This is a genomic window from Luteibacter sahnii, from assembly GCF_034063545.1.
Taxonomy (GTDB): Bacteria; Pseudomonadota; Gammaproteobacteria; order Xanthomonadales; family Rhodanobacteraceae; genus Luteibacter; species Luteibacter sahnii.
This window is the reverse complement of sequence record NZ_JAQLOK010000001.1, coordinates 1,053,550-1,080,265: the sequence shown is the minus strand read 5'-3', so window position 1 is coordinate 1,080,265 and position 26,716 is coordinate 1,053,550. Positions and strand designations below refer to the sequence as shown.

General features: G+C 69.7%; 8 protein-coding genes. 1 reads left to right on the top strand and 7 read right to left on the bottom strand.

Annotated features, from left to right (window positions below; genetic code table 11):
- Positions 1 to 46: 46 nt before the first annotated feature.
- Complete coding sequence (locus PI246_RS04820) at positions 47 to 1,840, top strand: glycoside hydrolase family 15 protein (protein ID WP_320550144.1); 1,794 nt, start codon at positions 47 to 49, stop codon at positions 1,838 to 1,840.
- Between the two features lie 18 nt (positions 1,841 to 1,858).
- Here PI246_RS04820 and PI246_RS04815 read toward each other — a convergent pair whose 3' ends face one another.
- From PI246_RS04815 to PI246_RS04785, 7 genes are all read right to left on the bottom strand, one after another.
- The gene (locus PI246_RS04815; RefSeq protein WP_320550143.1) at positions 1,859 to 2,662 is read right to left on the bottom strand and encodes an SDR family NAD(P)-dependent oxidoreductase; all 804 of its coding nucleotides are present in this window, start codon (positions 2,660 to 2,662) and stop codon (positions 1,859 to 1,861) included.
- A 12-nt stretch (positions 2,663 to 2,674) separates the two neighbouring features.
- Positions 2,675 to 4,186 (bottom strand): GMC family oxidoreductase, encoded by a 1,512-nt coding sequence (locus PI246_RS04810; protein ID WP_320550142.1) that lies wholly within the window; start codon positions 4,184 to 4,186, stop codon positions 2,675 to 2,677.
- An 11-nt stretch (positions 4,187 to 4,197) separates the two neighbouring features.
- Positions 4,198 to 5,559 carry an alpha/beta fold hydrolase gene (locus PI246_RS04805; protein ID WP_320550141.1) on the bottom strand — a complete coding sequence of 454 codons (1,362 nt, stop codon included), beginning with the start codon at positions 5,557 to 5,559 and terminating at the stop codon, positions 4,198 to 4,200.
- 454 nt (positions 5,560 to 6,013) lie between these two features.
- The gene (locus PI246_RS04800; RefSeq protein WP_320550140.1) at positions 6,014 to 6,391 is read right to left on the bottom strand and encodes a nuclear transport factor 2 family protein; all 378 of its coding nucleotides are present in this window, start codon (positions 6,389 to 6,391) and stop codon (positions 6,014 to 6,016) included.
- A 110-nt stretch (positions 6,392 to 6,501) separates the two neighbouring features.
- Positions 6,502 to 6,690 (bottom strand): Arc family DNA binding domain-containing protein, encoded by a 189-nt coding sequence (locus tag PI246_RS04795; RefSeq protein ID WP_320550139.1) that lies wholly within the window; start codon positions 6,688 to 6,690, stop codon positions 6,502 to 6,504.
- Between the two features lie 56 nt (positions 6,691 to 6,746).
- Positions 6,747 to 8,354 carry a ShlB/FhaC/HecB family hemolysin secretion/activation protein gene (locus tag PI246_RS04790; protein ID WP_320550138.1) on the bottom strand — a complete coding sequence of 536 codons (1,608 nt, stop codon included), beginning with the start codon at positions 8,352 to 8,354 and terminating at the stop codon, positions 6,747 to 6,749.
- Between the two features lie 20 nt (positions 8,355 to 8,374).
- Positions 8,375 to 26,698 (bottom strand): leukotoxin LktA family filamentous adhesin, encoded by an 18,324-nt coding sequence (locus PI246_RS04785; RefSeq protein ID WP_320550137.1) that lies wholly within the window; start codon positions 26,696 to 26,698, stop codon positions 8,375 to 8,377.
- Between the last annotated feature and the right edge of the window lie 18 nt (positions 26,699 to 26,716).

Below are 26,716 nucleotides of genomic sequence, written 5' to 3'. Positions count from 1 at the left end.
CCTCACAGCGCCTCCGTTATGCCGTGACCCCACGAAAGGACGCGCGATGGCGCCTCGATTTTTCGCCACCCACCGTACCGACGGTTATCTTCCGATCGAGGCTTATGGCGTGCTCGGCGACGGCCGAACGGTCGCCCTGAGCGGCGCCGACGGTGCGGTGGATTGGTGGTGCGTACCCAACATGGATTCCCCGCCGCTGTTCGATCGCCTGCTCGACGCGGAACAAGGCGGGTATTTCGCGTTGTCACCACGCGACGTGGTGCGCGTGGAGCGGCGCTACCGCCAGCACAGCAACGTGCTGGAGACCACCGTCCACACGCAACACGGCGTGGCACGCATCACCGAATCGCTCAATAGTGGCACCGCCGGGCGCTTGCCATGGGAGGAACTGGCTCGCCGCATCGAGGGGCTGGAGGGGTCGGTCACCTTCGACCTTCAACTTCGTTTCGGCCGCCAGGCGGACCACGCCAATCCCTATCTGGCCCGCCAGGGTTCGCAGACGGTGTTCCACGTCGGTCGCGTGCTCGGCGTGGTGGTTGCCAGCGGCGGTATCTACCTGTCGCACATGGACGACGACGGCCTCGTCACCGACGTCACGGTGACAGCCGGCGAACGCGAGGTCGTGGCAATCGTGGCGGGCCAGGACGAACCCTTGATCGTGCCCGACATCGAGCGAATCGATGCCCGTATCGATACCTCCGACGATGAATGGCGTCGATGGGCTGATCAACTCCAGGCCAAGGGGCCGCATCGCGATGCCCTGATCCGACACGCGCTCGCGTTGAAATTGCTGCTCTACGCGCCGACGGGGGCGATCGCCGCCGCAGGCACGACGTCGTTGCCCGAAGCCATCGGCGGGCGGCTCAACTACGACTATCGCTACGCCTGGGTGCGCGACGCGAGTTACACGATCAAGGCGTTCTCGCGCCTGGGGGCCCATGCCGAAGCGAAAGCGGCGTTCACATGGCTCGTGAACCGGCTGCGCGACAGCGATGGCGACCTCTTCTTCACCCTCGACGGTTCGCCTCCCGCGGACGTACGCGAGATCGACATGCCGGGTTATCGGCATTCACGGCCGGTGGTCACCGGCAATCAGGTCGTGCACCAGCACCAGCACGGCGTGTACGGCGACATCATGGAAACCGCCGCGCGCTTCGTGAAGCACGGCAACGTGCTGGACGCCGAAACGGCCGCGATCCTGAGTCGTCTCGCCGATCAGTGCGCCGACGCGTGGCGGCAGAAAGATTCCGGCATATGGGAACTGACCGAACGACAGCACTACACCATGTCGAAGATCAGCGCCTGGCAGGCGCTGGCGCGGGCGGTGGAACTGGCCGACGGCGGCTATCTGCCCACCACCTGTCGCGAACGATGGGCCCGCGAACGCGACCGCGTGGCGGCATGGATAGAAACCCACTGTTGGTCGGAGGCGCTCCAGGCGTTCGAAATGTATCCCGGCAGTGGGCAGCTCGATGCGTCGCTCGCCCTCGCCGTCCGCTTCCGCTTCGACGGCCATGAGCGCTTGCGCAAAACCATGCTGGCCATCGAGCGCCAGCTGGGCGATGGCGCCTTCCATTTCCGGTACAGCAAGGTCCGCGGCAAGGAAGGCTGCTTCCTCGCCTGCACGTTCTGGATGGCCGAGGCATGGCACCTGCTCGGCGAGCAGCGCAAGGCCGAGACCACGCTGCACGACGTGCTCGACGCCCTGTCGGGTGGCCCGGGTACCCTGGCGGAGATGGTCGATCCTGCCTCGCGGGCATGGCTGGGCAACGTGCCGCAAGGCCTCAGCCACCTGGCCGCCGTGCACGGCATCCTGACCGTGATGGGCGTGGACCTCTAGTCCACGCCCCTACCCGACTCAGCCGGCGATCGTGAACACCGAGCCGGAATCCACGCGAATGCCGGCGCCGTTGATGAAGCTGGCCCGCTCAGAACACAGGAACGCGACGGCCGCCGCCACTTCCTCCGGGCGGCCACGTCGCTTCAGTGCCATGCCCGGCCGCTCTTCGTCGAGAAACGAGGCGATCGCCTCGTCGAAACTCACGTTTTTCTCTTTCGCCCGCTTGCGCATCATCGCATCCGTCATTGGCGTGGCGATGAAGGCCGGGGAGACCGTGTTCACCAGCACGTTGTCACCGCCGTACGCCTTGGACAGCCCCTTGGCCAGGCTGAGGATGCCGGCCTTCGACGCGCAATAGGGCAGTTCGTCGGTATAGGGCTGCACCGCGTCCTCCGAGGCGAAGAGCACGATACGACCCCAACCGCGCTCGCGCATCGCGGGCACGGCTTCCCGGCACATCCGCACCGCGCCCATCAGGTTGATGTCGAGGGTGTCGAGCCAGCCCTTGTCGTCGATGTCGAGAAAGTCGCCGGTCGCGCCGGTAACCCCGGCCGCGTTGACGAAGATATCCGGAGCGCCCAGGCGCTCCCTTACGGTCGCCCAGACGTGCGCGACCTGGGCCGTGTCGCGGACGTCACCGGTGACACCCGTCACGTCGCCCAGGGCGCCGAGTTCGGCCACCGCCTCGTCCAGCGTGCCGCCCGGCACGTCGGTCAGGGCCACGCGAACACCCGCCTCCAGCAGCAGGCGCGCCGTGGCCTTGCCCATGCCCGAATCCGCGCCGCTGATCAGCGCCACGCGTCCCGCAATGCCTAGATCCATGAGTAGCCTCCGTCAGGATGATCGATGAAGAAACCGTTCGGCCGTTCGCAGGGCGAGGGCCATGGTGGTCAACGCGGGGTTGGCCGACAGCGCGCTGGGGAACACCGAGTTGTCGCAGACGTACAGGTTGGGCACCTCGAAACTGCGCCCGTCGGCATCCACCACGGCGTCGTCCCCCGATACGCCCATCCGGCAGGTACCCAGCGTATGCGCGGACCGGTCGGCCGCCACGATGTCCGTCGCGCCGGCGTTGGTCCACAGCCGGGTAAGCAGGTCGCGTGCGTGGGCATCGAGGGCGCGCTCGTTGTCGCCATAGCTGAAATCGACACGGGCCTTGGGCATGCCGAACGCATCGACTTCGGACGACAGGGTGAGGCGATTGCCATCGGACGGTAGGCATTCGCCGTTGATGCCGATACCGGCGAGTCGCTGGTAATCGAGCAGGCGATCGACCAGCGGACGCCCCCACAGGCCGGCCCCCCGGGACAACGTCGTGGCAAGCGTCGACGGTTGCACACCCAGGCTCTGCACGAGGTAGCCGCCCGCGAACGACGCATGCGCCGGGCGAACGAAATCCTCGGTGATGAGCGACGATGGGTAGCCCCGGTTCATGCGCATGTCGGCATCGAAGGTGCCCCAGACCTGCGTCGCCACGTGGGCCATGAAGTGACGGCCGACATGGCCGTTCGCATTGCCCAGGCCGGTGTGCAGGAGAAGCCGCGGCGTCTCGATGCCTCCCGCGCAGAGGAAAAGGGTATCGCACGCCACGCGATGGTCGATGCCGTGGCGACGATAGACGACCGCCGACACGCGACCGCGTCCGTCCGTTTCGATACCGTGTACCCGCGAGCGAACGGACAACGTCGCGCCCGACGCCTTGGCCAACGGCAGATAGGTCACGTCCATGCTGGCCTTCGCGGCGTTGCGGCAGCCTTGGTGGCAGGCGCCACAGTGCGCACACGCATGACGCGTGCCGAAATGTGCCTGCTCGATGTCGCGCGTCACCAACGCTGCGGGTGCATCCGTCGCGCGGATGCCTAACGCCTCGCAGGCACGGGACATCGCATCCGCGGGCGCGTTGCGCCGGGTCGGCGCGAATCCGTAGCGCCGCGCCGGATCCCACGGGTAGGCCGCCGGGCCGGCGACGCCGATATAGCGCTCCACGCGCTCAAGATAAGGCACCAGGTCCGCATGCGCGATCGGCCAGTCGCGCCCTTGCCCGGTCTGTGTGCGCAGCAGGAAGTCGCGTGGGTCGGGTCGGGGGCAGAAGGCCCCCCAGTGCAGCGTAGAACCACCCTCGCCCATGCCGGAATTGTTGGCGCCGAACGCGGTGGGCGTGTCGCCGCCGCTCAGGCGCTCTTCCATCCAGTAGAGGTCGTCGACCGCTTCGTCCGCCGCGTGCTCGGCAGGATCGAACGATCGTCCCGCCTCCAGGATGAGCACCGACAGCCCCGCGCGTGCCAGCACCGCCGCCAGCGGCGCGCCGCCCGCTCCGCTTCCGACGACGACGACGTCGAAGCGCATGGGCGCCCCCATCAGCGGCATGCCTGCATGTCGCGCTGCCACGGTTCCAGCGTGTCCGCCGCGGTCTCGACGTAACCGGCCAGAGGCGTCCGGTCGCCACCCAGCGCGAAACCGTCGTAGCCGATACGCGCCCAGGTCGACGGCAGGCTGAGCCACGTCCGCACGATCTCGGTACGGGCATCCTCGAACCATCGGTGCATCTGTGGCAGGGAAAGATCGTCGCTGCCCTCCTCATGGCGGTCGACCACGTCGCCCTCGACCAGACCCTTCAGCCAGGTGGACTGGCGCTCGGCGGAAAGCCCGGCGAAGCCGCCGGCCCATCGGTCGAGGGTGGCGAGCGCGTTTTGCCACGCGTCGCGATCCGGCGGCAGTTCGACGAAACGCCAGCCGTCGCCGTGCCCGGACAACGTCGCCTCGACGCGGCAAGCGATATCCCGTGCGTCGCCGTGGCCGCCGAGCACCTGGCTCACCACGGCATGCAGCGTGTCGCGCGCCGCGCGCTCCAGCATTGGCGTCGATGGGGCGACGGCGTGGTGACGGGCGACCAGCCGCGCCCGCTCATCGGTGGTGACCCGTGGCGAATTGAGCAACTCGACGAACGCGCAAGGCAGCCGCTTGTCGAACATCGACCGGAGGTGGCGAACCAGCACGTCCGTCAAGGCCACCGGCTGTTCCAGCGGCATCAGGTGGGCCGCATGCCGGATCACCCGGATCGCGTTTTTGGGGTAATGCGGCGCATTCAGCCGACCCTGCGCGGGTTCGCCCAGATCGCCATCGTCCGCACCCGCGATGATGACGGCGGGAAACGGCAGCGACCCGACATCGCCGGTACGGTCTTCACGACTCCCCTCCTCCAGCCAGCCGATCCATGCGGCCGGGTGGGTTCGCTGGAGATCGCTGAGGGCGACGTCGTGGTCGTTGTCACCCAGCGCCTGGGCGGTGTTCGCATCGAGGAAGGCTTCTGCGTCATCGGTGCCGATCGCGCCGTTGGCGAACCATCCGATCATCGTCGCCCGGCGTGATTCGTCCATGGGCTCGGGCGACGGGGGCGACGCGGCGACAAGGGCCACGCCCATGCAGCCGGCAAGGCCGGCCTCGCCCGCCGCGGCACGGGCGGCAACGAGGCTCGCCACTTTCCCGCCCATGCTGTGACCGACCACCACCCACGACGAAGGCTGCAGCGATTTGATCTGGGCCGAGGTCCATGCCACCAGCCCTTCGAGCGGAGCGTGCCCGAGATCGGCGTTGTCGCCAAACCCGGGAAGATCCAGCGGCACGCATCGCCACGCCGAGGGAAAACCGGCGACGACATGACGCCATTCCCGGCCGCTCATGCCCAGCGCGTGCAAAAAGAAAACCGTCGGCGCGTCCATCGTCGTCCTTCGCGAAAGCGAACACCATGCGGACGCGAAGGTGCTTGCCGTGTGCAGAAGGAGTGCATAGGCCGTAGGCGTGAAACGGTGTTCGTTCAGCTTTGGACGCGTTGATTGCCGACGGGTGACGTGAGAAACAACGAACGGATCGCTAACCCGCGCAGGTCAATACCACGAACAAAAGCGCCGTCTGTGTCAGGAAGAACGATGCCAAGCGAATGACCAGGATAACGTCGTCCTTTCTGCAGAGTACGTAGGCCAGGAAACCATTGAGGGGCAGCCAGGAAAGAAAGAACACATAGCTTACGACGGACCCTTCGCGAAAAAACCAGGACGAGAGCACGTGTCCAAGCACCGCTGTGGGTAACCACATGATCAGCAAAAGAATCGTTCGTACCATCGACTCGCCCAGGCCATCCGTGTGACACGCGTTAAGAGGTGATGCGCTATGGCGTCAGGCGATGTCGACGAGCACGGCGATCCGGTCATCGCGCAACGTGAAAAGCGACACGCCCCTGAGTGAGATCACCTGCCCGGCCGTCCACCCGTTGGGCAGGTCGACCGCCACGGTGGCCTGGTAGTCGATCTCGACCGTGGCATGCCCGGGGGCGACGATGGCGTTCGTGACGCGCTGCCGACGCTGGCTGAAGACCGCCGCACCCTGCGCGGCGAGGTCGCGAAACGCGTCGATGCCTTGCGTCTCCATGGCGACGTCGGTTCCCGACCGGTTGACGAAGTGAATGTCGTGGGTAAGGCACCCCACCATCGCTTGCACGTCGAAGGCGTTGTAGGCGTCGATGTAGCGGACGACGCAGGCCGGTAGCTCGTTCACGTTTCCCCCAGCGCATGGCGGGCGCCCCACGGCGTCCCTCACGAGGGATGATCCGCTGCGCGGTGGGGTACGCACAACCCGCGAGACGTCCTCGCCTGCGAACGAAACGATCAGTCCCCGTCGGTGTCGTCCATGGGGTCGGCAGGCGGCGGCCGGAGCCGCCCACTACGTCGCAGGGCGTCGCGCAGCACGAATTCGATCTGCGCGTTCAACGAACGCAACTCGTCTTCGGACCACCGCTGCATCGCATCGAGTACGACGGCGCTGATCCGCAGCGGATAAGCTCTTCTTTCCATCATCCCTCCGCCTTAGCCGCGCGACGCGCCGGCGGGGACCGTCAGGCACCGGGCGGCCGTCATTCCCAGTGCACCGCAAGGCGGAAGTCCACACGCCAGCTGTCCTGGTTGGGCACCACGTGGGTGAAGGCATGGGCCGCGTCGCCGGTGAAAGTGAGCCAGCGGCGGAAGTTCCAGTTCGCGCCCACACCGGCACCCGTGATCTGGCGGTCGCGTGGGAAGGCGGCATACACCGCGCCATGGTCGGCGAAGGCGAAGGCATCCACGGCGCCGATGGGATGATGCAGTTCCATGTCGAGGAAGTAACCGCGTGCGCCGGCGACGATGCCGCGGTCGTACCCACGGACGCTGCCCACGCCGCCGAGCTGGAACAACGACGACGACGGCAGGGCGTCCTTCGAGGTGTATTGCCACCCGGCTCCTACCCGCAGCGCCCAGGCGTTGCCCAGCAACTGCACGCCATCGAGCGTACCGGTCGCGGTCATGAACGACCCGGAGCCGGCGATCGGCTGCTGGGCGTTCAGGTGCGTCACCTGCTGGGACAGCGTCCACTCGCGCCCGTCCACCCGATGGTTGAGGAGAATACCGATGCCCAGGCCGTTGGTCGTGGTATCCGCCACCGGCTTGCCGGCGATGTCGGTCGACGACCGGGCATGGCTGTAGGCCGCGGTGCCCTCGAACAGCCAACGCTGGTTGGCGATGAACGGCTGGGTGAAATCCAGCGCCGCGACCGCGGAGTGGCCGACGATGTCCAGGTCGCGATACGGGCCGTTGACGATGTCGATCTGACTGCGCGCGTAGCTCACGCCCAGTCGCGCGTCGCTTTCGGTGATGATGCCGGAATATCCGAACTGACCGTCCATGCCGCCCTTGGCATGGGCGATGTTGAGATCCATGCGGTCGCTGACACCGAGCAGGCCGTTCACGTGCCCCGCGACACCGACGCGCGTGTGCCCACTGGTGTCCACGCCTGCGTTGTCCACGAAGGTGTCGAGGCTGTACGGTGCCGGCTCCTTGACGTCCACCACCACGTCGCTGAGTCCGCGTGATGCGCCGGGCTGGAGCAACGCCGCGGTCTGCAGGTCGGTGGTGCGGTTGAGGTAGGTCAGGTCCGAACGCAGACGCGCCGTATCGAGCAGTTCGCCCTCCTGCATGTGCAGGCGGCGGCGAACGAACGCCTCACGGGTTTTCGCGTTTCCCTGCACGGTCACCTTGCCCAGATGGCCCTCGACCAGCGCGACGTGGACCACGCCATGGTCGACGGGCTGGCTGCCGAGCACGGCGCGCGCGGTGGTGATGCCGCGGTGGGCGTATTCGGCGTTGACTGCGTCGAGCAGCGCGTTGAGTTCGGCGGCGCCGGTGTCCCTGCCCACGTAAGGGCGCGCGATCGCCTCCAGCGTCGGCGCGTCGATGAACGCCGAGGTGTCGAAGGTGACGCCGCGCAGCACGAAGCGCACGTCCGACGACACGGCGGCCGCGGCCGGCCGGGCCGACGGGAGCGGATCGACCGGCGCCTCGGGCCGGGTGGGGGCCTGGCGGTCGTCGTAGTAGCGGTCCGCGCGCTGGGCCGGCGACTGCTGCGGCGCCGGCGGCGCGCTCTGGGCATGAGCGTCCGTCTGCAGGGCCAGCAGGGCGAAACAGGCCGAGGCCAGGGTCGTGCGTTTCATGGTGCGAAAGGTCCAGGACATCAAGGGAAGGAACCCAGGTTCACGCCGCCGTCCACCGACGGCGAGACCAGGTTGTCGTCATGCGAAGGAGTCGGCACCGGACCGACCGGCAGGGGCTGGCCGGGTGCGGCCTCCTCGTGCGACGCGTCGGACGGATGCGCCTGGTCCGTGTGCAGCGTGAGCGTGCTGCCGAGGTAGCGCAGCACGCTGCCGCCGAAGTAGTCGATATTCGCGGCCAGGTGCGACGCGATGTAGTTCGGCGTGGTCACGTCGTAGCCCACCGTGTAGCGGGTGAGGTAGGCGTCCGAAACGATGGCCTTGCCGTCGAGCGCGAGGGTGAATCGCGTATCCGGCTCGAAGTACTGGATGTCGGCGTCCGCGAGCGTGGGCGATACGTTGTTCATGTACACCCGGGCCGCCGGCGTCACCAGCCGCATGTCGCCCTGCACGGTGCCGTCGGGCAAGGTCACCCGGGTGGCCGACGTGTCGAACACGGCCTGTATCGTCGCGAGGCGATCGATCAGCCAGCTGTCCGACTGGCGCAGGTCGATCACGATCTGGCGGGCTACGCCGCCGTGGTAGCCGGTGAGGGTCATGCTCAGGGGCTTGCCGGTGGTGGTCTGCACGGTATGCGCGTCGATGTCGCTCGCCGCGAGATTCAGGCGCGTGCCGATGTGCGACGTGTCGAGCACGACGGCACCCTGCGCCGCGAGCGTGGCCGTGTCGGTCACCAGATCGCCGCCGTGGATACTGCCCTGCGTCGATTCGATCGATGCCGGACCGCCCGTGACGATCGTGCCGAAGCCGAGGTTGCCCGCCAGGCCCAGCGTCAGCAGGCCACCGTTGCGCCCCTGCCCCAGGTCCATGTCGCGGCCGGAGGTAAGGCGAACGTCGCGTGCCACGTCGTAGCGGCCCAGCGTCAGATCGCGCGCAGCGGTACCGGTGAGGTCACCCTGCGACACCACGACAGCCTGTCCCTGGATGTCGCGTCCCGAGGTGACAAGTGCGTTGCCGACGGCACGGTCGGTACCGAAGATCACGTCGGACGCCGCGACCACCGTGCTGGCCGATCCGGCCGTGATATCGCCGCCGAGCACCCGACCGTTCGCCGAACGCAGCACCGCGTCGCGGCCCGCCTGCACCGTGGCAAAGGCAAGGTCGTCGCCTGCCGTGGCGAACGTATCGCGGCCGGTATCCAGCGTGCCCAAGGTCATCGCCTGGCCCGTCGAGAGGGTCGCGTCCTGGCCGACGGTGGTCGTCGCCAGATGGGCGTTCTGCGCGACGGCGATGACCGCGTCCTGGCCCACACCGAGGACGCCGCTGTCGAGTGACCCGTCGACCTTGACGGTGGCGCTCGCACCGACCTGCGTCGTCGCCAGCGTGGCGTTGCCACCGACCGTGGCGGCGAGGGCGCCCTGCACCGTCGTCTGACCGGCCGAGAGATCGCCGGTCGTGTGCAGCGTGGTGTCGCCCGTCACGTTGGTCGTGGTGAGTGCGGCATCGCCGCCCACGGTAGCCGTGAAGTTGCCCTGCACCGTCGTCTGGTTCGCGGCGAGGGTGCCACCGATGCCGAGCGTGGCATCGCCGGTGACGGACGTGGTGTCGGCGGTCGCGTTGCCCTGCACGTTTACCCGTGCATTGCCGCCGACCGCGGTCGTGCCCGCGGCCAGGTCGCCGGCCACGGTGAGCGTGGCGTCGTTGCCGGTCGTCAGCGTGGCGAGGCCGGCGTCCTTGCCCACCTGGAGCGTCGCATCATGGCCGACGTCGAGCGTGCCCGCCTGCACGTTGCCGTGAAGGTTGGCCTGCAGGTCGTCGTCCACTCGCAGCGTACCGATCGTGCTATCGCCCGTGACGTCGAACGTCGCGTCGTGATGCACCGTGGTGTGATCCGCTTTCGCCAGCGAGCCCAGCGTGGCCTTCAGATCGTGGCCGACCGTCGTCTGGCCCAACGAAGCCGACTGCGCCACGCCGAGCGTGGCGTCCTGGCCCACGGCCAAGGTACCGCTGGTCAGCGCGCCCATGACGGCCAGCGTGGCATGCCCATCGACCTGGGTTGCCGTGAGGGCCGCGTTGCCGCCCACGCTGGCATCGAGCCCGCCGTGCAGCGTGCTCTGGTCCGCGGTGAGATAGCCGCCGGTCGTCAGCGACGTATCGCCGGTGACCTGCGTCGTCGCCAGCGTGGCCTTGCCGCCGACCGTGGCGGCCAGGGCGCCCTGCACCGTCGTCTGACCGGCCGAGAGATCGCCGGTCGTGTGCAGCGTGGTGTCGCCCGTCACGTTGGTCGTGGTGAGCGCGGCATCGCCGCCCACGGTAGCCGTGAAGTTGCCCTGCACCGTCGTCTGGTTCGCGGCGAGGGTGCCACCGATGCCGAGCGTGGCATCGCCGGTGACGGACGTGGTGTCCGCGGTCGCGTTGCCCTGCACGTTCACCCGCGCATTGCCGCCGACCGCGGTCGTGCCCGCGGCCAGGTCGCCGGCCACGGTGAGCGTGGCGTCGTTGCCGGTCGTCAGCGTGGCGAGGCCGGCGTCCTTGCCCACCTGAAGCGTCGCATCATGGCCGACGTCGAGCGTGCCCGCCTGCACGTTGCCGTGAAGGTTGGCCTGCAGGTCGTCGTCCACTCGCAGCGTACCGATCGTGCTATCGCCCGTGACGTCGAACGTCGCGTCGTGATGCACCGTGGTGCGATCCGCCTTCACCAGCGAACCCAGCGTGGCCTTCAGATCGTGGCCGACCGTCGTCTGGCCTAACGAGACCGACTGCGCCACGCCGAGCGTGGCGTCCTGGCCCACGGCCAAGGTGCCGCTGGTCAGCGCGCCCGTGACGGCCAGCGTGGCATGCCCATCGACCTGGGTTGCCGTGAGGGCCGCGTTGCCGCCCACGCTGGCATCGAGCCCGCCGTGCAGCGTGCTCTGGTCCGCGGTGAAGTCGCCGCCGGTCGTCAGCGACGTATCGCCGGTGACCTGCGTCGTCGCCAGCGTGGCCTTGCCGCCGACCGTGGCGGCCAGGGCGCCCTGCACCGTCGTCTGACCGGCCGAGAGATCGCCGGTCGTGTGCAGCGTGGTGTCGCCCGTCACGTTGGTCGTGGTGAGCGCGGCATCGCCGCCCACGGTAGCCGTGAAGCTGCCCTGCACCGTCGTCTGGTTCGCGGCGAGGTGGCCGCCCGCGCCGAGGGTCACGTCACCGCCGACGTTCGTCGTGCCTGCGTCCAGGTTGCCGGAGGCGGCGATCTGCGCGTTGCCGCCGATGGTCGCACTGCCCCAGCTCGCATCGTGGCCCGCGCCGAGCGTCGCCTGGCGACCCGCCGAAAGCGTCGTCGTCGCCAGCGAACCCGCAGCGCGCGCCGTCAGATCGCGGCCCACGCCCAGCGTCGCGACCTGCACGGCGCCGCCCGACTGCACGGTCGCATCGCGGGTAGCCGCCAGCGTGGCGACGGTCAGGTCGCCGCCGGTCTGCACGGAGGCGTCCTGACCGGCCTGCAGCAGGTTGAACGTCACCGGACCGGTCGCGCTGAGGGAGAGATCCTGCGCCGCCGTCATCGACGTGCCGTTCATCGCGGCGCCGGTGACCGTGGCCGACCCCAGCGTCGCGGCGATGTCGCCGGCCTGGAGGTTACCGAGCAGCGCGAGCACGAGGTCGCCCCTGTCGGCGAGCGCGTGGACGACCGGTGCGGTGACGTAGAGCGGCGTGCCGATGCCGCCGCCCGCATGCAGCGTCGCCGTGTTCGTCGCCGTGACGTTGGCGCTGCCTGCGGAGGGCGCGGTACCGACGATGTCGCCGCCGGTGGCGACGCTCACGTCGCTGCCCGAGAGCAGGCCGATGGTGCCCTCGCCGACCGCCGTGACCGTCGCCATGCCCGGCGCGGCCAGCGAACCGACGTTGGCGTTCCCGCCGGCGCTGAGGTTGGCGTAGCCGGTGCCGGCCGAGACGGCGACCGCATTGAGGTCACCGGTCGACACCAGGTCGACGTGGCCGCCGACGGTGAGGGTGCCCACGTTGAACGCCGAACTGACTGGGCTGTCGATGCGGGCGCTGCCGCCGATAACGCCGGCGAGGCTGCCCGCGCCCGTCGCCACCTGGAGGTATTTGCCGCCATCGCCGAGGAAGCCCACGTCGCCTCCAGCACGGAGGGTGATCGAACGCCCGTTGATCGCAAGGCCGTCCTGGGCCTGCCAGATGGCATGGCTGCCCGCATCAAGCACGATATCGCCATTGGCGCCGACATGGACGAAACGCAGGTCGCCGCCAAGGCTACGCAGCACCACGTCCTGGCTGGCGGTCGCGTCGATCAGGGTGCCGCCGATGGCATAGGTCACCGCGCGCTCGGCGGTCAGGGTCGTCGCATCGGCAGCCCGGCCGATGCTGCCGCCCGCACCGGTCAATAGCGTCAGGTTGCCCCCCGCCGTGATCGACGCGGCGAGTGGATCGCTGCCGACCGCGGCGATGTTGCCCACGGCCGCCAGGCGCACGTCGCCGTCGGCCTGGATGTTGCCGAGGTTGAGGACGCCGTTCGCCTGCAGGTAGATCGAGCCGCCCTGCCCGGCCTGCGTGGAGGCCGACACCGTGCCGCCCGCGGTCAGGAACAGCGGCTCGGTCTGCTTCACGTCCACCCGCAGCACGTTGCCGTTGGCGTCCTTCACCAGCGTGACGTCGCCGGCCGCATGGGCCGTCGCCAGCGCGGCGGCCTGCTGGTCGGTGACGGTGCCATCGATCAACGCCTGGCCGTCGATGCTGACCACCGACCCGGACGAGCCGATGTTCTGCCGCGCGCTGAGCGTCACGTCACGGCCCTGGATATTAGGTGCGGCGCTGCCGACGAACGAAAGCGGCGGCGGCGTCTGCGCGCCGGTCTGCGCGACCGCCGCGGTATTGACCGCACTGGTCAGCCAACCGAGGTTCCAGTAGGCATCCTGGGTCATCGCCGCCACCTGCGCATCGGTGGCCACATAACCGAACGACGCCACCGGTGCGGTGAACCGGGCGGTGCCCACGTAGCCCGTGCCGAGCAGGCCGGTGAAATACGTATCCAGCGTCTGGTAGGCGCTGGCGGCGTAAGAGAGCGTCTCGGCATCGGACGCGGCATGACCCAGCGACGCGGACGCCAGCGCGCGATACAGCGCGATCGAGTCCTGGCGAAGCACGAACTGGCCGGCGACCACGCTGCCGTTGGCCATGAGGCCCTGGTATTGCGTGTAGTTGCCGTCGGCCGTCTGCTCGATGCGCTTGCGATTGGCCGCCTGGATCGCGCCCTGCGTGTCGTCCGCCTGGGTGAGATGCAGGGTGTCGCGTACCTGCACCAGCTGCGCCTGCGACAACGCCTGGCCGGCGGTGGTGCCGGCCGCGTCCACGATCGAACCGTCCGGCACGGCGACGTTGACGGCGCCGCCATCGGACTGGATCAGGCCCACGCGAAGATCGCCGCCGACCTGGGTGAGGTTGACGTCGCCGATCGCGTGCACGTCCACCACGCCGTGGTCGATGCCGTGGTTGGCGTCGGTGACGCTGTTCGCCGCGATCACCAGCGCCTGGCCGGCGCTACCCACAGCGCCGCCCGAGTTCACCGTGATGTCGCGGCCGGTGACGGCGGTGGCCGTGCCGGACGTGACGCTGCCCGTGGCGTTGAGCGTGACGTCGCCGTAGCCGACGGCCGCGTTACCGGCGGTCACGTGATCGAGGTTCAGCGCCGTGGCCGCATTGATGTCCACGCCGGCGGCGCCCGCATCCGCGGACAGCGTACCGCCGGTCATCACCAGCTGCAGCGGACGGGTCGCGTTGCCGATCGAACCGGCGGCCTTGAGGATCACGCCGTCGCTGGTGATCGCCCCGGTGCTGCCGGCGAGGATGGAACCGCCAGCGCCCTGGGTGGCATCGATCGAGGTGCTGCCGCTGGGGTTATAGATGTTGCCGCCCAGCAGCACGTCGGCGTTGGAGTTGACCTGCACCTGCCCCGCGGCGTTGCCCTGGAACGCAATGTGGATCCGGTTATCCGCCTTCACCGAACTGGTGAGCAGCAGCTGCGCATCCATGAGGTACTGGTATTGCCATACGCCGGCGCCGTTGCCGTTGTGGCTGATGTCCTGGTCCGCGTTGACGGTGCGCGCGAAGCCGTAATGACAACCGCTGCCGATGCTGCCGCCGCAACCGTGGTAGTAGACGTCGAGCACCGACGCGTAGCCGTTGCCCATCTGGCCATACGTCGCGCTGGCGGTAATCTTTTCGTCGAAGTAGTTCGCATCGCCCGGGTTGCTGACGATACCGCTGGAGACCAGCAGGTATTGCGGCGTCGACACCGCCGTGCCCGTCGCGTCGACATAGCCCCAGTTGGCGACACTGTGGACATCGGCGAGGCTGCGGTGCAGGTTGACCTGCTGCTGCCACTGGTAGCGCAGCCCTGCCTGCGGGTCGTAGTACATGCCGGTGCCGTCGGTGGCGACGGTGCCCTGCACGGCGTGCGCGATATCGGTAGCCCGGTTGGCGTTGTTGTAGACCGCGGTGCCCTGGCCGCGCGTATCGACGTACCACAGGGTCTGCGCCCAGCTGCCGCTTGCGTCGGTATATTGCTTGAAGCTGTCGGTGATCTTCAGCTCGCCCACCGCGTTGTTGCCGGTGTTCACGTCCGCCAGCTGCACCGGAATGCCGAGCTGGTTGTTGATCGTGACGTGGCCGTAGCCGTCGTTGATCACGATGTTGCCGATCGCCTTGGTGCTGACGATGCCGCCGTCCAGCGAGACAAAGCCGCCGCCGGACGCGTTCACGTTGTTGATGACGATCCGTTTGCTGCCGCGATCGTATTGCACCAGGTTGGGTACGCATGTGGCAGCGGCACCGCCGCACCACAGGTTGGTCGGCAGGTCGACCACGCCCGAGTCGCCGGCCTGGGCGTTGATGAACGACTGGACGCCTGACCCCAGCGTGATCGTGTAGTCGGTTGGGCGACCGGCCGTGATCGTGCTGTCGATGTCGATGTATTTTGCCTTGACGGCGATCGTCTGCGCCACGAGCGACGAAGCCGTGGCGCTGCTGTCGGTCTGGTCGGTGGCGTAGCTTTTGGTCGTCGCCAGCGTGTAGAGCTTGGGCAGGCTCTGGTCGTGGCCCCAGTCGTAGCTGTTGGCCAGCGGGTTGGTGCCGCAGGTGTTGTTGCCGATGAACGGCGCGCACGTACCGAAGGCGATGACCGACGTGCCGCCCTGGGTGCCGTTGTTGAACGCCAGCGCGCCCTTGCCCTGGTTGTATACCGCGTTGTTGAACGCGTTATCGTTGCCGGCGTACTGGTTGTTGCCGTTGTAGATGGCGTTGAGCGCATACATGATCGCGCTGTTGGCGTCGCCCAGGTTGATCTGGTAGTTCGCCCAGGACGCGGCCGGATCGGACCCGGAGTAGTACGTGCCGCTGGGCAGGTAGACCGCCACCGCGCCGTTGGGCACGTATTCCTTGATCTGCTGCGCGGAGACCTTGGCGAACTGGCCCACCGAACCGCTGAGGTTGGTGATGTCGACGATGCCGCCCAGGTTGTTGATGTCGCCGCCGATGAAGATGGCCGGCCCCTGTGTCACGCCATTGGGCGACGACGGCATCGTGCCGGTGTAGGTGTTGGCGAGGGTAATGGACGGTGCCGTGGCCGAGGAGCCGACGTTGACCTTCAGCACGGCGTCGCTGGTCTGGTTGGCGCCGCCGGTGAACGTCACGGCGCCGCCACCGTTGGCGGATACATCGATGCCGTTGAGCACCAGGTAGGCCTGGCTGGCGTTGGCCACGGTGACCGACGGACCACCATTCGCGGTCAGCGTGCCGGCGCCGGTGAGGTTGCCCGCGTGCACCGTGAGGTTGCCGCCCGAGGCGAACATCGAGCCAAGCAGGTACGCCTGCACGTTGCCCGAACTCGTGGTGCCTTTGAGCAGGTCCGAAACGGAAAGATCGCCCTGGGGCGCCGAACCGGGTGCCGTACCCGTCGAACTGGAGCCCACGGGCGCGGCGGTGGCGCCATCGCCGTTGCCGTTCATCTGCGCCAGGCCGGTCGGCGGGTTCAACTGGCCTGCGCCCTGCACCACCGGCACGCCGGTGCTGCCGCTGCTGTCCGTGTTCTGGCTCAGGCCGCTGGCGTGCTGGTCGATGTAGTTCCACGGGCTGAACGTGCCCGTGTTGCTGTAGAGCAAGGGCGCGCCATGCGCATGGGTAAGCCCCGAATCGGTGATGGCGACCTGGTCGGTCGCATAGATGCCCGCCGTGACCGTGCCCGCCAGGGCAAGGCTCTCGGCACCGTCGGACGTCGCGCTGCTGTCGGTGGTGGTGACCGGGATGAAGCCCAGTTCGTAGCCGTGACCGGCCCCTTCGGCGCTCACCGTGGCATCGCCGCGATAGCTGCCCAGGCTGATGTCGGCGCCGCCGAGCACCTGCGCGCCCGTGGCGATGGTGGTGCTGGCGTTGCTGTGCACCGCGGTGTCGGCCGAGCCGGTCGCCACCGCGATCACACCGCGCACATACGACTGGCCGACGGTGTCGGCGCTGAACACGGTGGGGATGAAACCGGAGGGATCCAGGCCGGCGGTGATGTTGAGCTGGCCGAAGCTGAGCAGGAAGTCGCCGGTGCCGACCGAGACGTTCTGCGCGCCGTTGATCGTGGTCGACGCGCGTGCGTCGCCTTGCGCGCCGCCGCCGTAGGTGTGCGTCAGTGCGGTCTGCGTAGTGAACGTCTGCATGTAGCTGCCGATGCCCAGCGAGCCGTTGGTCAGCAGGTGGTCGCGATCGCCGGTGCCGACGTCGTCGGTAAGGTTGGCGACCAGGCTGTCGCGCACGCCCGACCCCGCCACCGCGCCGCCGGAATCGAGCGACACCGTGGTGGTGTCGTTCACCTGGGTACCGGCGCCAAGACGGATGCGTCCGGGATTGGCGAACGGGTCCGGCCCGGTCGTGTACACCAGGCCGTCGTACTGGCTGACAAGCTGGCCGGCCATCCCGGCGCCGAGGCCCGAGACCACCGTGGCGTCATTGCCGATGTGCGCCGACGACGTGCCGCCGAGCGTCGTGCTGTTGATCGCCGCGGCCCCGGACAACACGCCACCGCCGCCGCCCTGCACCTGCGGCGCCGTGCCGGTGTTGGTGAACACGTTGTTCGAGGCGATGTCCACGTAGCCCGTGGCATAAAGCGCGGTGTTCGCGCCGACGAGCGCAGCCACGTCGCTGAGCGCGTTGGTCTGGCCGAAGGCGCCGCTGGCGTTGGCGATACCGGCGCCCGTGGCGTCGACGTCGACCGCGTAGTTCGCCTGGTGCTGCGCCGTCAGCGAGACGAGGCCGGCATACAGGGTGGATTGCGTGCCGATGGTGGCGTTCGTCGTCGCCGTATCGTTCGTGATGGCCTGCGCCGCGTTGCCGGAGATGGCGCCGCCGCTGCCGGCGGTGGCGCTGGCCTGGTTGCCGTCCGTCCCCGACGCGCTGACCATCAGAATGCCGGAACGCGTCGCCGCGGTGGTATTGCCGCTGCCGAGATAGGCCGACGTCGCCAGTGTTGCGTCCGCCTCACCCACGGCGGCACCCACGCCGACGAAACCCGCCGCCCCGGCCGTGGCCGTGGCGTTCTGCGCCGTGGTGCCGTACGCCAGCACCTGCAAGGCACCGTTCGGCAAGGCATTGCCGCTGCCCGTGCCGGCCGTGGCCGAACCGGCCGACACGGCGGTGGCGGCGCTGGCATTGGCACCGAGCAGCAGACCGCCCGCGCCGCCCGTCGCCTGCGCGACCACTCCCCCGCCGGGCAGTGCGACGTTAGCCGCCTGCACGACCGTCGTGCCGTCACTGACGAAGGTCACGTCGTCACCCGACGTCGCCGACACGTCGGTCGCATCCTGGGCCGTGGCGACCGACGCACCGATGCCGATCCCGCCGGACACCGAGACGCCGAACGCCTTGGCGACGACGTCCGGGTTGGCGGTCGCGCCGATGCCGAGCTGGCTGCCGATCAGCGTGGTGCCGTTGCCCAGCGAGGCGGACACCGTTTCGCGATCGCGCGCGTTCGCGTCGCTGCCGTTGCCCGCGGCGAGCAAGCCGGCCGATACCGCGGTGGCGCGCGCGTCCACGGCGCCGGTCGACGAGGCCGTGACGAGCACCGTGCCGGTACTCGTGAGCGACGACTGGGCCGCCGTGCCTGCGCCCACGCTGCCGTGCTTGTCCGCCTGGCTCACCACCACGCCGGCGGCGAGGCCGCCGGCGGCGAGGCCACCCGCCCGGGCACCCACAGCCGTATCGTCATCGGCGTTGAGCGTGATACCGGTGGACTGGACCACGGCGCCGCCGAGCGTAGCGCTGACCTGGTTGTTCAGTTCGGAAATCGCGACGCTGGCACCCAGGCCGACGAAGCCCGCGGCACCCTGATAGGCGCTGGCGGCCACTGAATACGGATCCGCCTCCGCCGTCATGCCCGGTCCGTAAACCCGGGCCGTGCCGTTGTTCGCGTGTGCCTGCACGCTGACCGCGCCGGCGCTGCGAAGGCTCGACGTGTTGTCCACCGTCGCGCCGATCGCCTGGTCGACGACGTTGATCGCGATGGCGCCACCGGCCCCCAACACGCCGCCGCCCGCCACGTTGCCGACCACGTTGGTCAGCGAGGTCGTGCCGTTGGCGGTCACCGCGATGCTGCCGGCATCGAGCGAGCTGTTGCCGATCGTGGCCTGGGTGCCGTCGGCCTTGCGCAGCAGCTGGCCGTTGGCGTCGACCAGGGACACGTTCGTGGCCTGGTTCACCGCCGCGGCGTCGGTCGCCCGCAGTTGTCCGCCCATCTGCGCGGTGCTGGCCAGGCCGGTGCCGCCGAGGGCGTTGAGCGAGGCGAGCGTACCGTTGCCGCCCTTGTTGAACTCCGCCATCGGATCGTCGCCCGAGGCGCTGCCGCTGAGGCTGCCGTTGCCGATGATGGCCAGGCCCAGCGCGCCACTGATGCCCACCTGCGCACCGAGCGCGCCGGACAGCGTCGCGACATCGAGCGTACGCGCGCTCGTGGCCGCGACGTCGACCGCGCCGGTCGCGTGCACCGCGCTGTCGCGCACCGACGCGCCGACGGCGCTTTCGATCACGGCGACGTTGGCCGCCGCGCCGACGCCGGCGCCGCCGAGGGCGACGGCCGCGCTGGCCGCGTCGGGCGAGAGATCGATGGTCTCGCCCGCGTGGACGTCCACCGCGCCGCTGCCGGTGTCGCCCTGGTTGAGCGCGACGCGCTCGAGCATGGCGGTGGTGGTGTTGCCGACCACGGTCACGCTCGCCATGCCGGCCACGGCGACGCCGCCGGCCCCCGCGCCGCTGACCATGGCGCTGCCGAGGTCCACCGTCGAATGCGATTCGAGGTCGAGCGTGCCGCTCACGTGGAGCGTCGTGTCGGCGCCGGTGTCGCCGACCGCCGCGGTGGTCGTGTTCTGGCTGGAGGACAGCAGGAAGGTGCCCGCGACACCCGCGGCGCCGAACGCACCGGCGCCGCCGATCATGTTCGCCTGGGTGAGGCTGTTGGCGGTGACGTCGAGCGTGCCGACGCTCACGGCGCCCCGGTCGACGAGGGCCGCCGTGGTGCCGTCGAACACGTTGACCACGCCGGTACCGGCGCCGCCGGCGATAGCGGCGGCCAGGCCCACCACGGCCGCGACGCTGCGTTGGCTGGCTTCGGCATCGACGTCGAGCGCGCCACGCGCGGTGACGTCGGCGCCCTGGACCGTCGCCTGGGTGGAGCGCTGGAACGCGTTGACCGCGACCGCGCCGGTCGCGGCGACGTCGGTCGCGCCCGCGGCGACACCCGCCACGAACGACGCATCATAGGCGTGGCTGCTAGCGCGCACGTCCACGGCCTGGGTCGCGCCCGCGCCGCTGTTGTCGCCCTGGTTGACCTGCGCCCCGGTGATCGACGCGGTGGTGGTGCCGCCCAGCACGTTGGCGTCGGCCATCATCGACAGCGCGGCAGAGCCGACGGGATCGAACGCGGCCGCGACGCTGGCGCCCAGCGTCGCAACGGCCTGCGTCGACGACGCGTTGATCGCGAGGCCGCTGACGGTGACGGTGGTTTCGGTCAGGTCCGGTGCCGTGTAATCCGAGGCACGGTGCACGCTGGACGTGTCCAGCGCCGCGGCGTGCGCCAGCGTGCCGCTGTCGACCGACAGCGTGTCCGTCGCGTCTTTCGCCAGAGCCCTGACCTGCGTCGTGCTGCCGTCGATGTGCGCCGCGGTGCTGTCGTGGAGGTAATTCACCACCGCGCCCAGGCCGACGCCCACCGCGTCGACGCCGATGCCCGCGCTGCCTGCGAGCACGTCCATGCCCTGGGCGCTGCTCGCGATCACGCCAATGTTGTTCTCCGCCGTGACCTGCGCGCCGTCGACGATGGAGGCGTCCACCGAACCGCGGGCGATGTTCACCGCGGCCGAGGCCGCGCCACCCACCGATCCACCACCGACGCCCGCGGCGAGCGTGCGGATGTTGGCGCCCACGCCTGCGGCGTTCGGGTCGGTATTCTGGGCCGAGACGAGCACATCTTTGGCGTGCCACTGGGCGCCGTCGATGGTCGCGGCGGTGCGCGTGCCGATGTCGTTCACCGCGATGGCGGCGCCCAGGCCGGCACCCGCCGATACGCCCAGCGAACCGGCCATGGACAGGATGGCCGCCGCGTCGGAGGCCTGTACGCGCGTGGTGTTGCCTGCGTCGTCCTGGCTGCCGCCGTCGATGGCGGCGGCGACGTCATTGTCGATCGTGTTGACGGTGAGCGCGCCGGAGAGACCGAGGCCCTCGCCGCCGGCCGCCGCGGCAGCCACGGTGCGGATCGTGGCGGTCGCCGCGGCGGCTACCGTCGTGGTTCCGGTCACGTCGAGCGTCGCGTTGGAGAGCGTGGCGTGCGTGATGTTGGCGATGGTGTCGGCCGACGAGGCCGCGCCGATGCCCGCCCCTTCGAAACCCACGCCGAGGCCGCCCGCGAACGCGTCGATGTTGGCCGCGTCGGTGGCGCTCACCGCCAGGGCGGTCAGGCTTGCGCGCGCGCCGGCGGCCAGGCCGGTGAGGCCGTCGGCCGTGGCCGTGGTGTGGTTGCCGACGCGATTGGCCGTGAGCGAGCCGCCCACGGCGATATCGCCGCCGACGGCACCGCCGATCGCCAGCGCGTGGATGCTGCCCGTGGCGTCGGCATCGACGTTGACCGCGCCGGTGGGCGCGAATTGCGTACCGGTCAGTGACGCCGTGGTGTTGTTGCCGATGTTCTCCAGCGCGAAACCCGCCCCGGCCGCTGCCTGTGAGGCGCCGGACACCGCGCCGGCAAGGGCGTCGATCGCGGCGCCGTCGTGCGCGTGCACGACGAGCCCGGCGGTATTCAGCGCGCTGGCGTCCACGCTCGCCGTGGTGAACGTCTGGCGTAGCGACGCGGCCAGCGTGCCGAGGGCACCGGTGTCCTGCAGGCCGATGTCGTTGACGGCGAACGACGCGGTGAGGGCAAGGTCGTCGCTGCCGGCCACGCCGACGGCGGCCGAATGGATCGTGCCGCTGCCGCACGCGCCGACCGCCGTCGCGGCCGCGTCACCGGCGCAGCCGGTCGCGGTGGTCGTGCCCGTGGTGGTGACGTGCGCGTCGACGATGCGGGCGCCGGTCTGGCTGCCGATTTCATTGAAGGCGAAAGCGAGGCCTTCGGAGCTGCCGCTCGGGGCGATGCCGACCGCGCCCGCCAGCGAGTCCACCGTGGCGGTGTTGGAAGCGTCCACTTTCACGGAGGCCGCATTCGCCGTCGTCGCGGTGGCCTTGGCGGTATCGCCCAGGGTGGACGACACCGTGTCGTTGATGAGGTTTGCGGTGAGCGACCCTGCGCCGGCGAACTCGCCCTTGGCGGCGCCGATGCCCGCCGCGATCGCGACGATGCGGGTGTCGTCCGCCGAGGTGACGGCGAGGTTGCCGAGCGTGCCGACGCTTCCGCCGACGATGGACGCGGCGTACGTGTCGGCGATGCTGTTGATCGCGAAGGACAGGCCGGCGGCGTTGCCGCCCGCGCCCCCCACCGCGCCCGATACGGCGAAGATGGCGGCCCCGGTCGGGGCGCTGCCGTCCACGGACGCCGCGGTGAAATCGACGAAACTCGCGGTCGAGTGACCGTTCGCCATCAGGCGGTTGTCATAGTCGGCCACGCCGGCCGACCCGCTGGCGTTGACCGTGACATCGCCCTGGCCGTTGGCGACGGTGGCACCGCTCATCCCGGCCGACACCTGGTTCGCCACCTGGTTGATGGTGAACGAGCCGGCCAACTGAAGACTGTCCTGCCCGCCGGCGGCGGATACGCCGATGGCGGCCGCGGCGAGGCGCGAGGCGGCCAGCGCCTGCACGGTGAGGTCACCGAAGCCACTGAGCGTGCCGCCGGTGATGGTCGCCGTGTCGTCGTTGGCGATGTCGCTCCAGGTGACCGCGACGCCCACGCCCTTGCTGCCGCCGATCGAGAACGCCCCGCCGCCCACGCCGATGTCGGTGCGATCGTAGGCGGTGACGTCCATCGCGGACGTCGCCCCCGCGGCGGTCAACGTGCTACCGGTGACGCCGGCGGTGGTGCTGTTGCGCGAGGAGTCGATGGAGAACGAGCCGGCCGCGGCGGCGCTGTCGCTCTGGTTGCCGTTGCCGTTGTAGGCCAGGCCCAGACCGAGATCGAGAACGGAGCCGCCGGAAAGCGCCTGCACCGAGACGTCGCCCGCGTGCGGGGCGATCACCTGGGTCAGCGTCGCGCTCGTGTCGTTCGCCATGACGCTGTAGGCCACCGCACCGGCGAGGCCCGCGCTGGTATTGCCGTTGGTGTTCGCCGTGACCAGCGCGCCGGCGCCGCTCGCGCTGATGAGGTCGGTCTGGTTCAGCGCGACCACGTCGATGTCGCTGCCGCCGGTGCCGTTGCGGCGATCGACGGTGATGCCGGTGATGTCCGCCGCGGTGCCGAGATGGCCGATATCCACCGTGGCACTGCCCGAGATGCCCACGCCGAGCGTCGGCGCCTGGGCCGCGTCCGACGAGCCCGCGCCGGTGGCGCTGCTGCCTTCCTGCTTTTTCGCGGTGCCGAGCAGGTCGCCGACGACCGGCAGCTTGCCCAGGATCGTGCCGATGCCGAACGGGCTGGTGCTGTCGTTGCCCTTGGCCTGCGCGGTCTGCAGGAAGCCCGGGCTATCGCCGTCGGCGAGGCTGTCGTCGGCGGTCGTGGACGTACCGCCCGTGCCGCTGCCCGTACCTCCGGTACCGCCGGTATTCCCCGTGCCTGCCGTGCTGCCGGTGTCGGTGTCCTTGGCCCCCTTCGCCTGGGCGCCGGAGATCGCGATGGCGCCACTGCGCCCGTCCGTGGCCGCCTGCACGCCGACCTGCCCGGCGAACAGGCCCGCCACCGGACGCGCCGTGGCCGCCGCCATCGTCGGATCCACCGTGGCGGCGTCCGCCGTGTTGTCGCCGATGTAGGCGTGCGTGTCGGTGGTGAGATTGTTGATGGCCACGCCCGCGCCGACGCCGACGCTCGTACCTTGCGCGACGGCGCCGGCGATGGACCAGATGCCCGCGCCCTGGTGCGCGGACACGTCGATGGCGTCCGCGATGATCCGCGCGGTGTTCGCGATGGACGCGTGCGTGGCGTTGTCGATGTTGGCCATCGCGAAGATGACGTTGCCCGACACGCCCGAGCCACGGCCGGCGGACGGGGTGATGACAAGCATCTGCTGGGCGTCGGTCGCGTCCACGCCCACGGCCGATGCCGTCACGGTGGCGCCATCGCCGATCCCGGCGATGGTGTGGTCGCCGTAGTCGGCGAGGTTGACGCCGCCACCGACCGAACTCGCCGAGCTGCCGTCGCCGCTCGTGCCGTTGCCCTTGAGCAGATCGATGTTGCCCGCGATATCGATCGTCTGCGTCAGCGTATCCGCCGCGACGCCCACCGCATGCGCGAAGCCGAAGCTGACCGGATCGAGCGCATCGCCCGCCGCGTCGTTGCCCAGCGCGACGCTGTGCACCCAGGGCGCGTCGCTGGTCGCCGTGGCGTTGACCTTGGCACCGCTGCCGATCCACGCATTGTTGTCGTTGACCATCGACAGGAAGCTCAGGGCCCCCGCCACGCCGACGTCCGACGTCGCGGACGTGGCGTTGGCGTAGCTCGTGGCAAGCGGCTGGCCGTTGTTCTTGAGGTCGCCGTAGATGTCCTTGAGGAATGCCGGCACGTTGGCGAACTCGTCGAGTCCGGCCGTGCTGGGCAGTGCCCAGAGTCGGCTGACGTCGCTGCCCACGCCCACGTGCACTGCGGTGATGTCGGCGTTGCTGCCGATCGTGGCGGCCGCGTCGTCGTGCAGCATGGCGATGTCGAGGGCGAGACTGCCCGACAGCGTGGCGGCGTTGTCCTTGCCCGATTCGGTCTCGGTGGTGGCCGACAGCGTGGTCGCGGCATCCGTGATGGCCGACTGCACGGCCACGTCGCCGCTGGCCTTCACCACCGTGCCCGCGGCGAGGGAGGCATGCGCCTGGGTATCGACGTTGGCGAGCGACACGCCCACGCCGCCCTTGAAGAAGCCCTTGCCCGAGTCCGCATCGGTGCCCTGCGCCGTTTCACCGGTCTGCTTGGCGACATCCTGGTCGGCGCTGGCGAACGTGTCGCCGAGCTTCTGCTCAAGGAACGACATCAGCCCGGCGCCCGCGGACGGCACCACGGTGGTGGGGCTGCTGTCTTTCTGCTCGCCGCCGACCGAGGTCTCGGCTTCCACCGAGATCTTCGTCGTGGAGGCGCCGGCCAGCACGGTCAACGAACCGATCGGCGCCACCGTGGTGCCGAGGTTGGCCGCGTTGGTCGCGTTGGCGGCGCTATCGACGAACAGCAGGGCGGCGTTGGCGCCGACCGGGCTGGTGTCGTTGGCCTCGACGGTGGACGCGACCTCGTAGCTGCCCGTGTTATGGGCGATGATGCTGACGTCCTTGCCGGTGATGGTCGCCCCCTGCGCGACGCTGGCACGGGTGTCGGCGATCACGTTGCCGATAGCGGCGGACGCGTTGACGGTGGCCGTGCCGGAGACCTTCGCGCTGATGTCGAGGTCGGCGCTGTGCAGCGCCTTGACCGTGACGTTGCCACCCGCCTGGATGCTCGCTCCCGCCGCCACCGTGGCCGAGGTCGTGCCCTGGGTCTCGCCGTAGATGCCCGAGACGAGCAGCGTCTTGTCGCCCGCGTCGTTCACGGCCGAGGTGGACGACGCCGAACGCGTCGCGGCCTGCAGCACCACGTCGCCGCCGGCCACGATGCTGCCGGTCGCGGCGAGCGTGACAGCGGCCGTGCTCGAGGCGGCGACCACGCCGATCGGCAGCTGCGACAGGCCGATCTTCGCCAGGCCCGGGGGCGCCACGCCGGTGAGCGTCTGCACGGCGGCGTCAAGGCTGGCGACATCGGTGACCGCCTGGCTGGTCGCGCCCACCGTGACATTAGCGCCGACGATGGCGCCGCCGAGCGTGATCGCCGTCTGCGCCGTCGACTGGCCGGAGGTTTCGCTGTCCGCGGCATCCGCGATCAGGGTGACGTCCGCCGCCGGATGGCCGCTGGCGTCCACCGCCTTGACCTGGCTGCCCTGGGCGAGCGAAAGGGTCTGGCCGACCAGGCGGATGCCCTGGTCGTCGTGCACCACGGTCACCGTACCGTCGCCGCCGGTGTTCACCGCCGTGTCCAGGCCGGTGCCGGTGGCGCCGCCGCTCACGAAGATCGTGCCCGAGGCGTCGATGGCATGGGCCTGGATGCGCACGCCGGAGGTCGCGTTGATGCGACCGGCGATGCTGACCGATGCCGCATCGTGGTCGATGCTGCCGTTGAGCAGTTGCGCGGTCATGGCGGCACCGCCGGTGGCCGCCTCGCCGGTCAGCGTGTCCATGCTGGCCTGGCTGGGGGTGGCGATGGCCAGTGCGCCGACGTTGATCGTGCCGGTGCTGCCGACCACCATGCCGTTGGGATCGGCGAAGAAGACCCGGCCCACGCCCGAGGTCGTGCCGATCATGCCGTTGACCGTGCCGTTCACGATGGCCTGGTTGTCGACCAGGTTGACCAGGTTGGCCGCGCCGGTCGGCAGGTGCAGGTTGACCGTGTCGCCCTGCCCCACCTGGAAATCGTGGAAGCTGTTGAAGGCCGTGGTGCTGCCGTTCTGGCGCACCGTGTTCACGTCGATCGTCGCCCCGTTGGCGGAGATGACCGTCGTGCCCGGCAAGCGGTTGCTGGAGGTGACCGTCGAGGTCGCCCAGGCCGCGCCCGGCGCACCCAGCGACAACGCGCTGGCCAGCGCCACGCTCAGCTTATGCAGCGGATGAGCGGCGGGCGACGGCGTGTGCGCGTGGTGGCCCGGCTTCGCGTGGCGGCGGGACGGCGACTTCGACATGGTGTTCCCCTGTGGCGC

What these genes read in the sequence shown, in the direction of transcription:
- PI246_RS04815 (WP_320550143.1), bottom strand. Translation starts at nt 2,662, where the DNA reads ATGGATCTAGGCATTGCGGGACGCGTGGCGCTGATCAGCGGCGCGGAT.
- PI246_RS04810 (WP_320550142.1), bottom strand. Translation starts at nt 4,186, where the DNA reads ATGCGCTTCGACGTCGTCGTCGTCGGAAGCGGAGCGGGCGGCGCGCCG.
- PI246_RS04785 (WP_320550137.1), bottom strand. Translation starts at nt 26,698, where the DNA reads ATGTCGAAGTCGCCGTCCCGCCGCCACGCGAAGCCGGGCCACCACGCG.
- PI246_RS04795 (WP_320550139.1), bottom strand. Translation starts at nt 6,690, where the DNA reads ATGATGGAAAGAAGAGCTTATCCGCTGCGGATCAGCGCCGTCGTACTC.
- PI246_RS04790 (WP_320550138.1), bottom strand. Translation starts at nt 8,354, where the DNA reads ATGAAACGCACGACCCTGGCCTCGGCCTGTTTCGCCCTGCTGGCCCTG.
- PI246_RS04805 (WP_320550141.1), bottom strand. Translation starts at nt 5,559, where the DNA reads ATGGACGCGCCGACGGTTTTCTTTTTGCACGCGCTGGGCATGAGCGGC.
- PI246_RS04820 (WP_320550144.1), top strand. Translation starts at nt 47, where the DNA reads ATGGCGCCTCGATTTTTCGCCACCCACCGTACCGACGGTTATCTTCCG.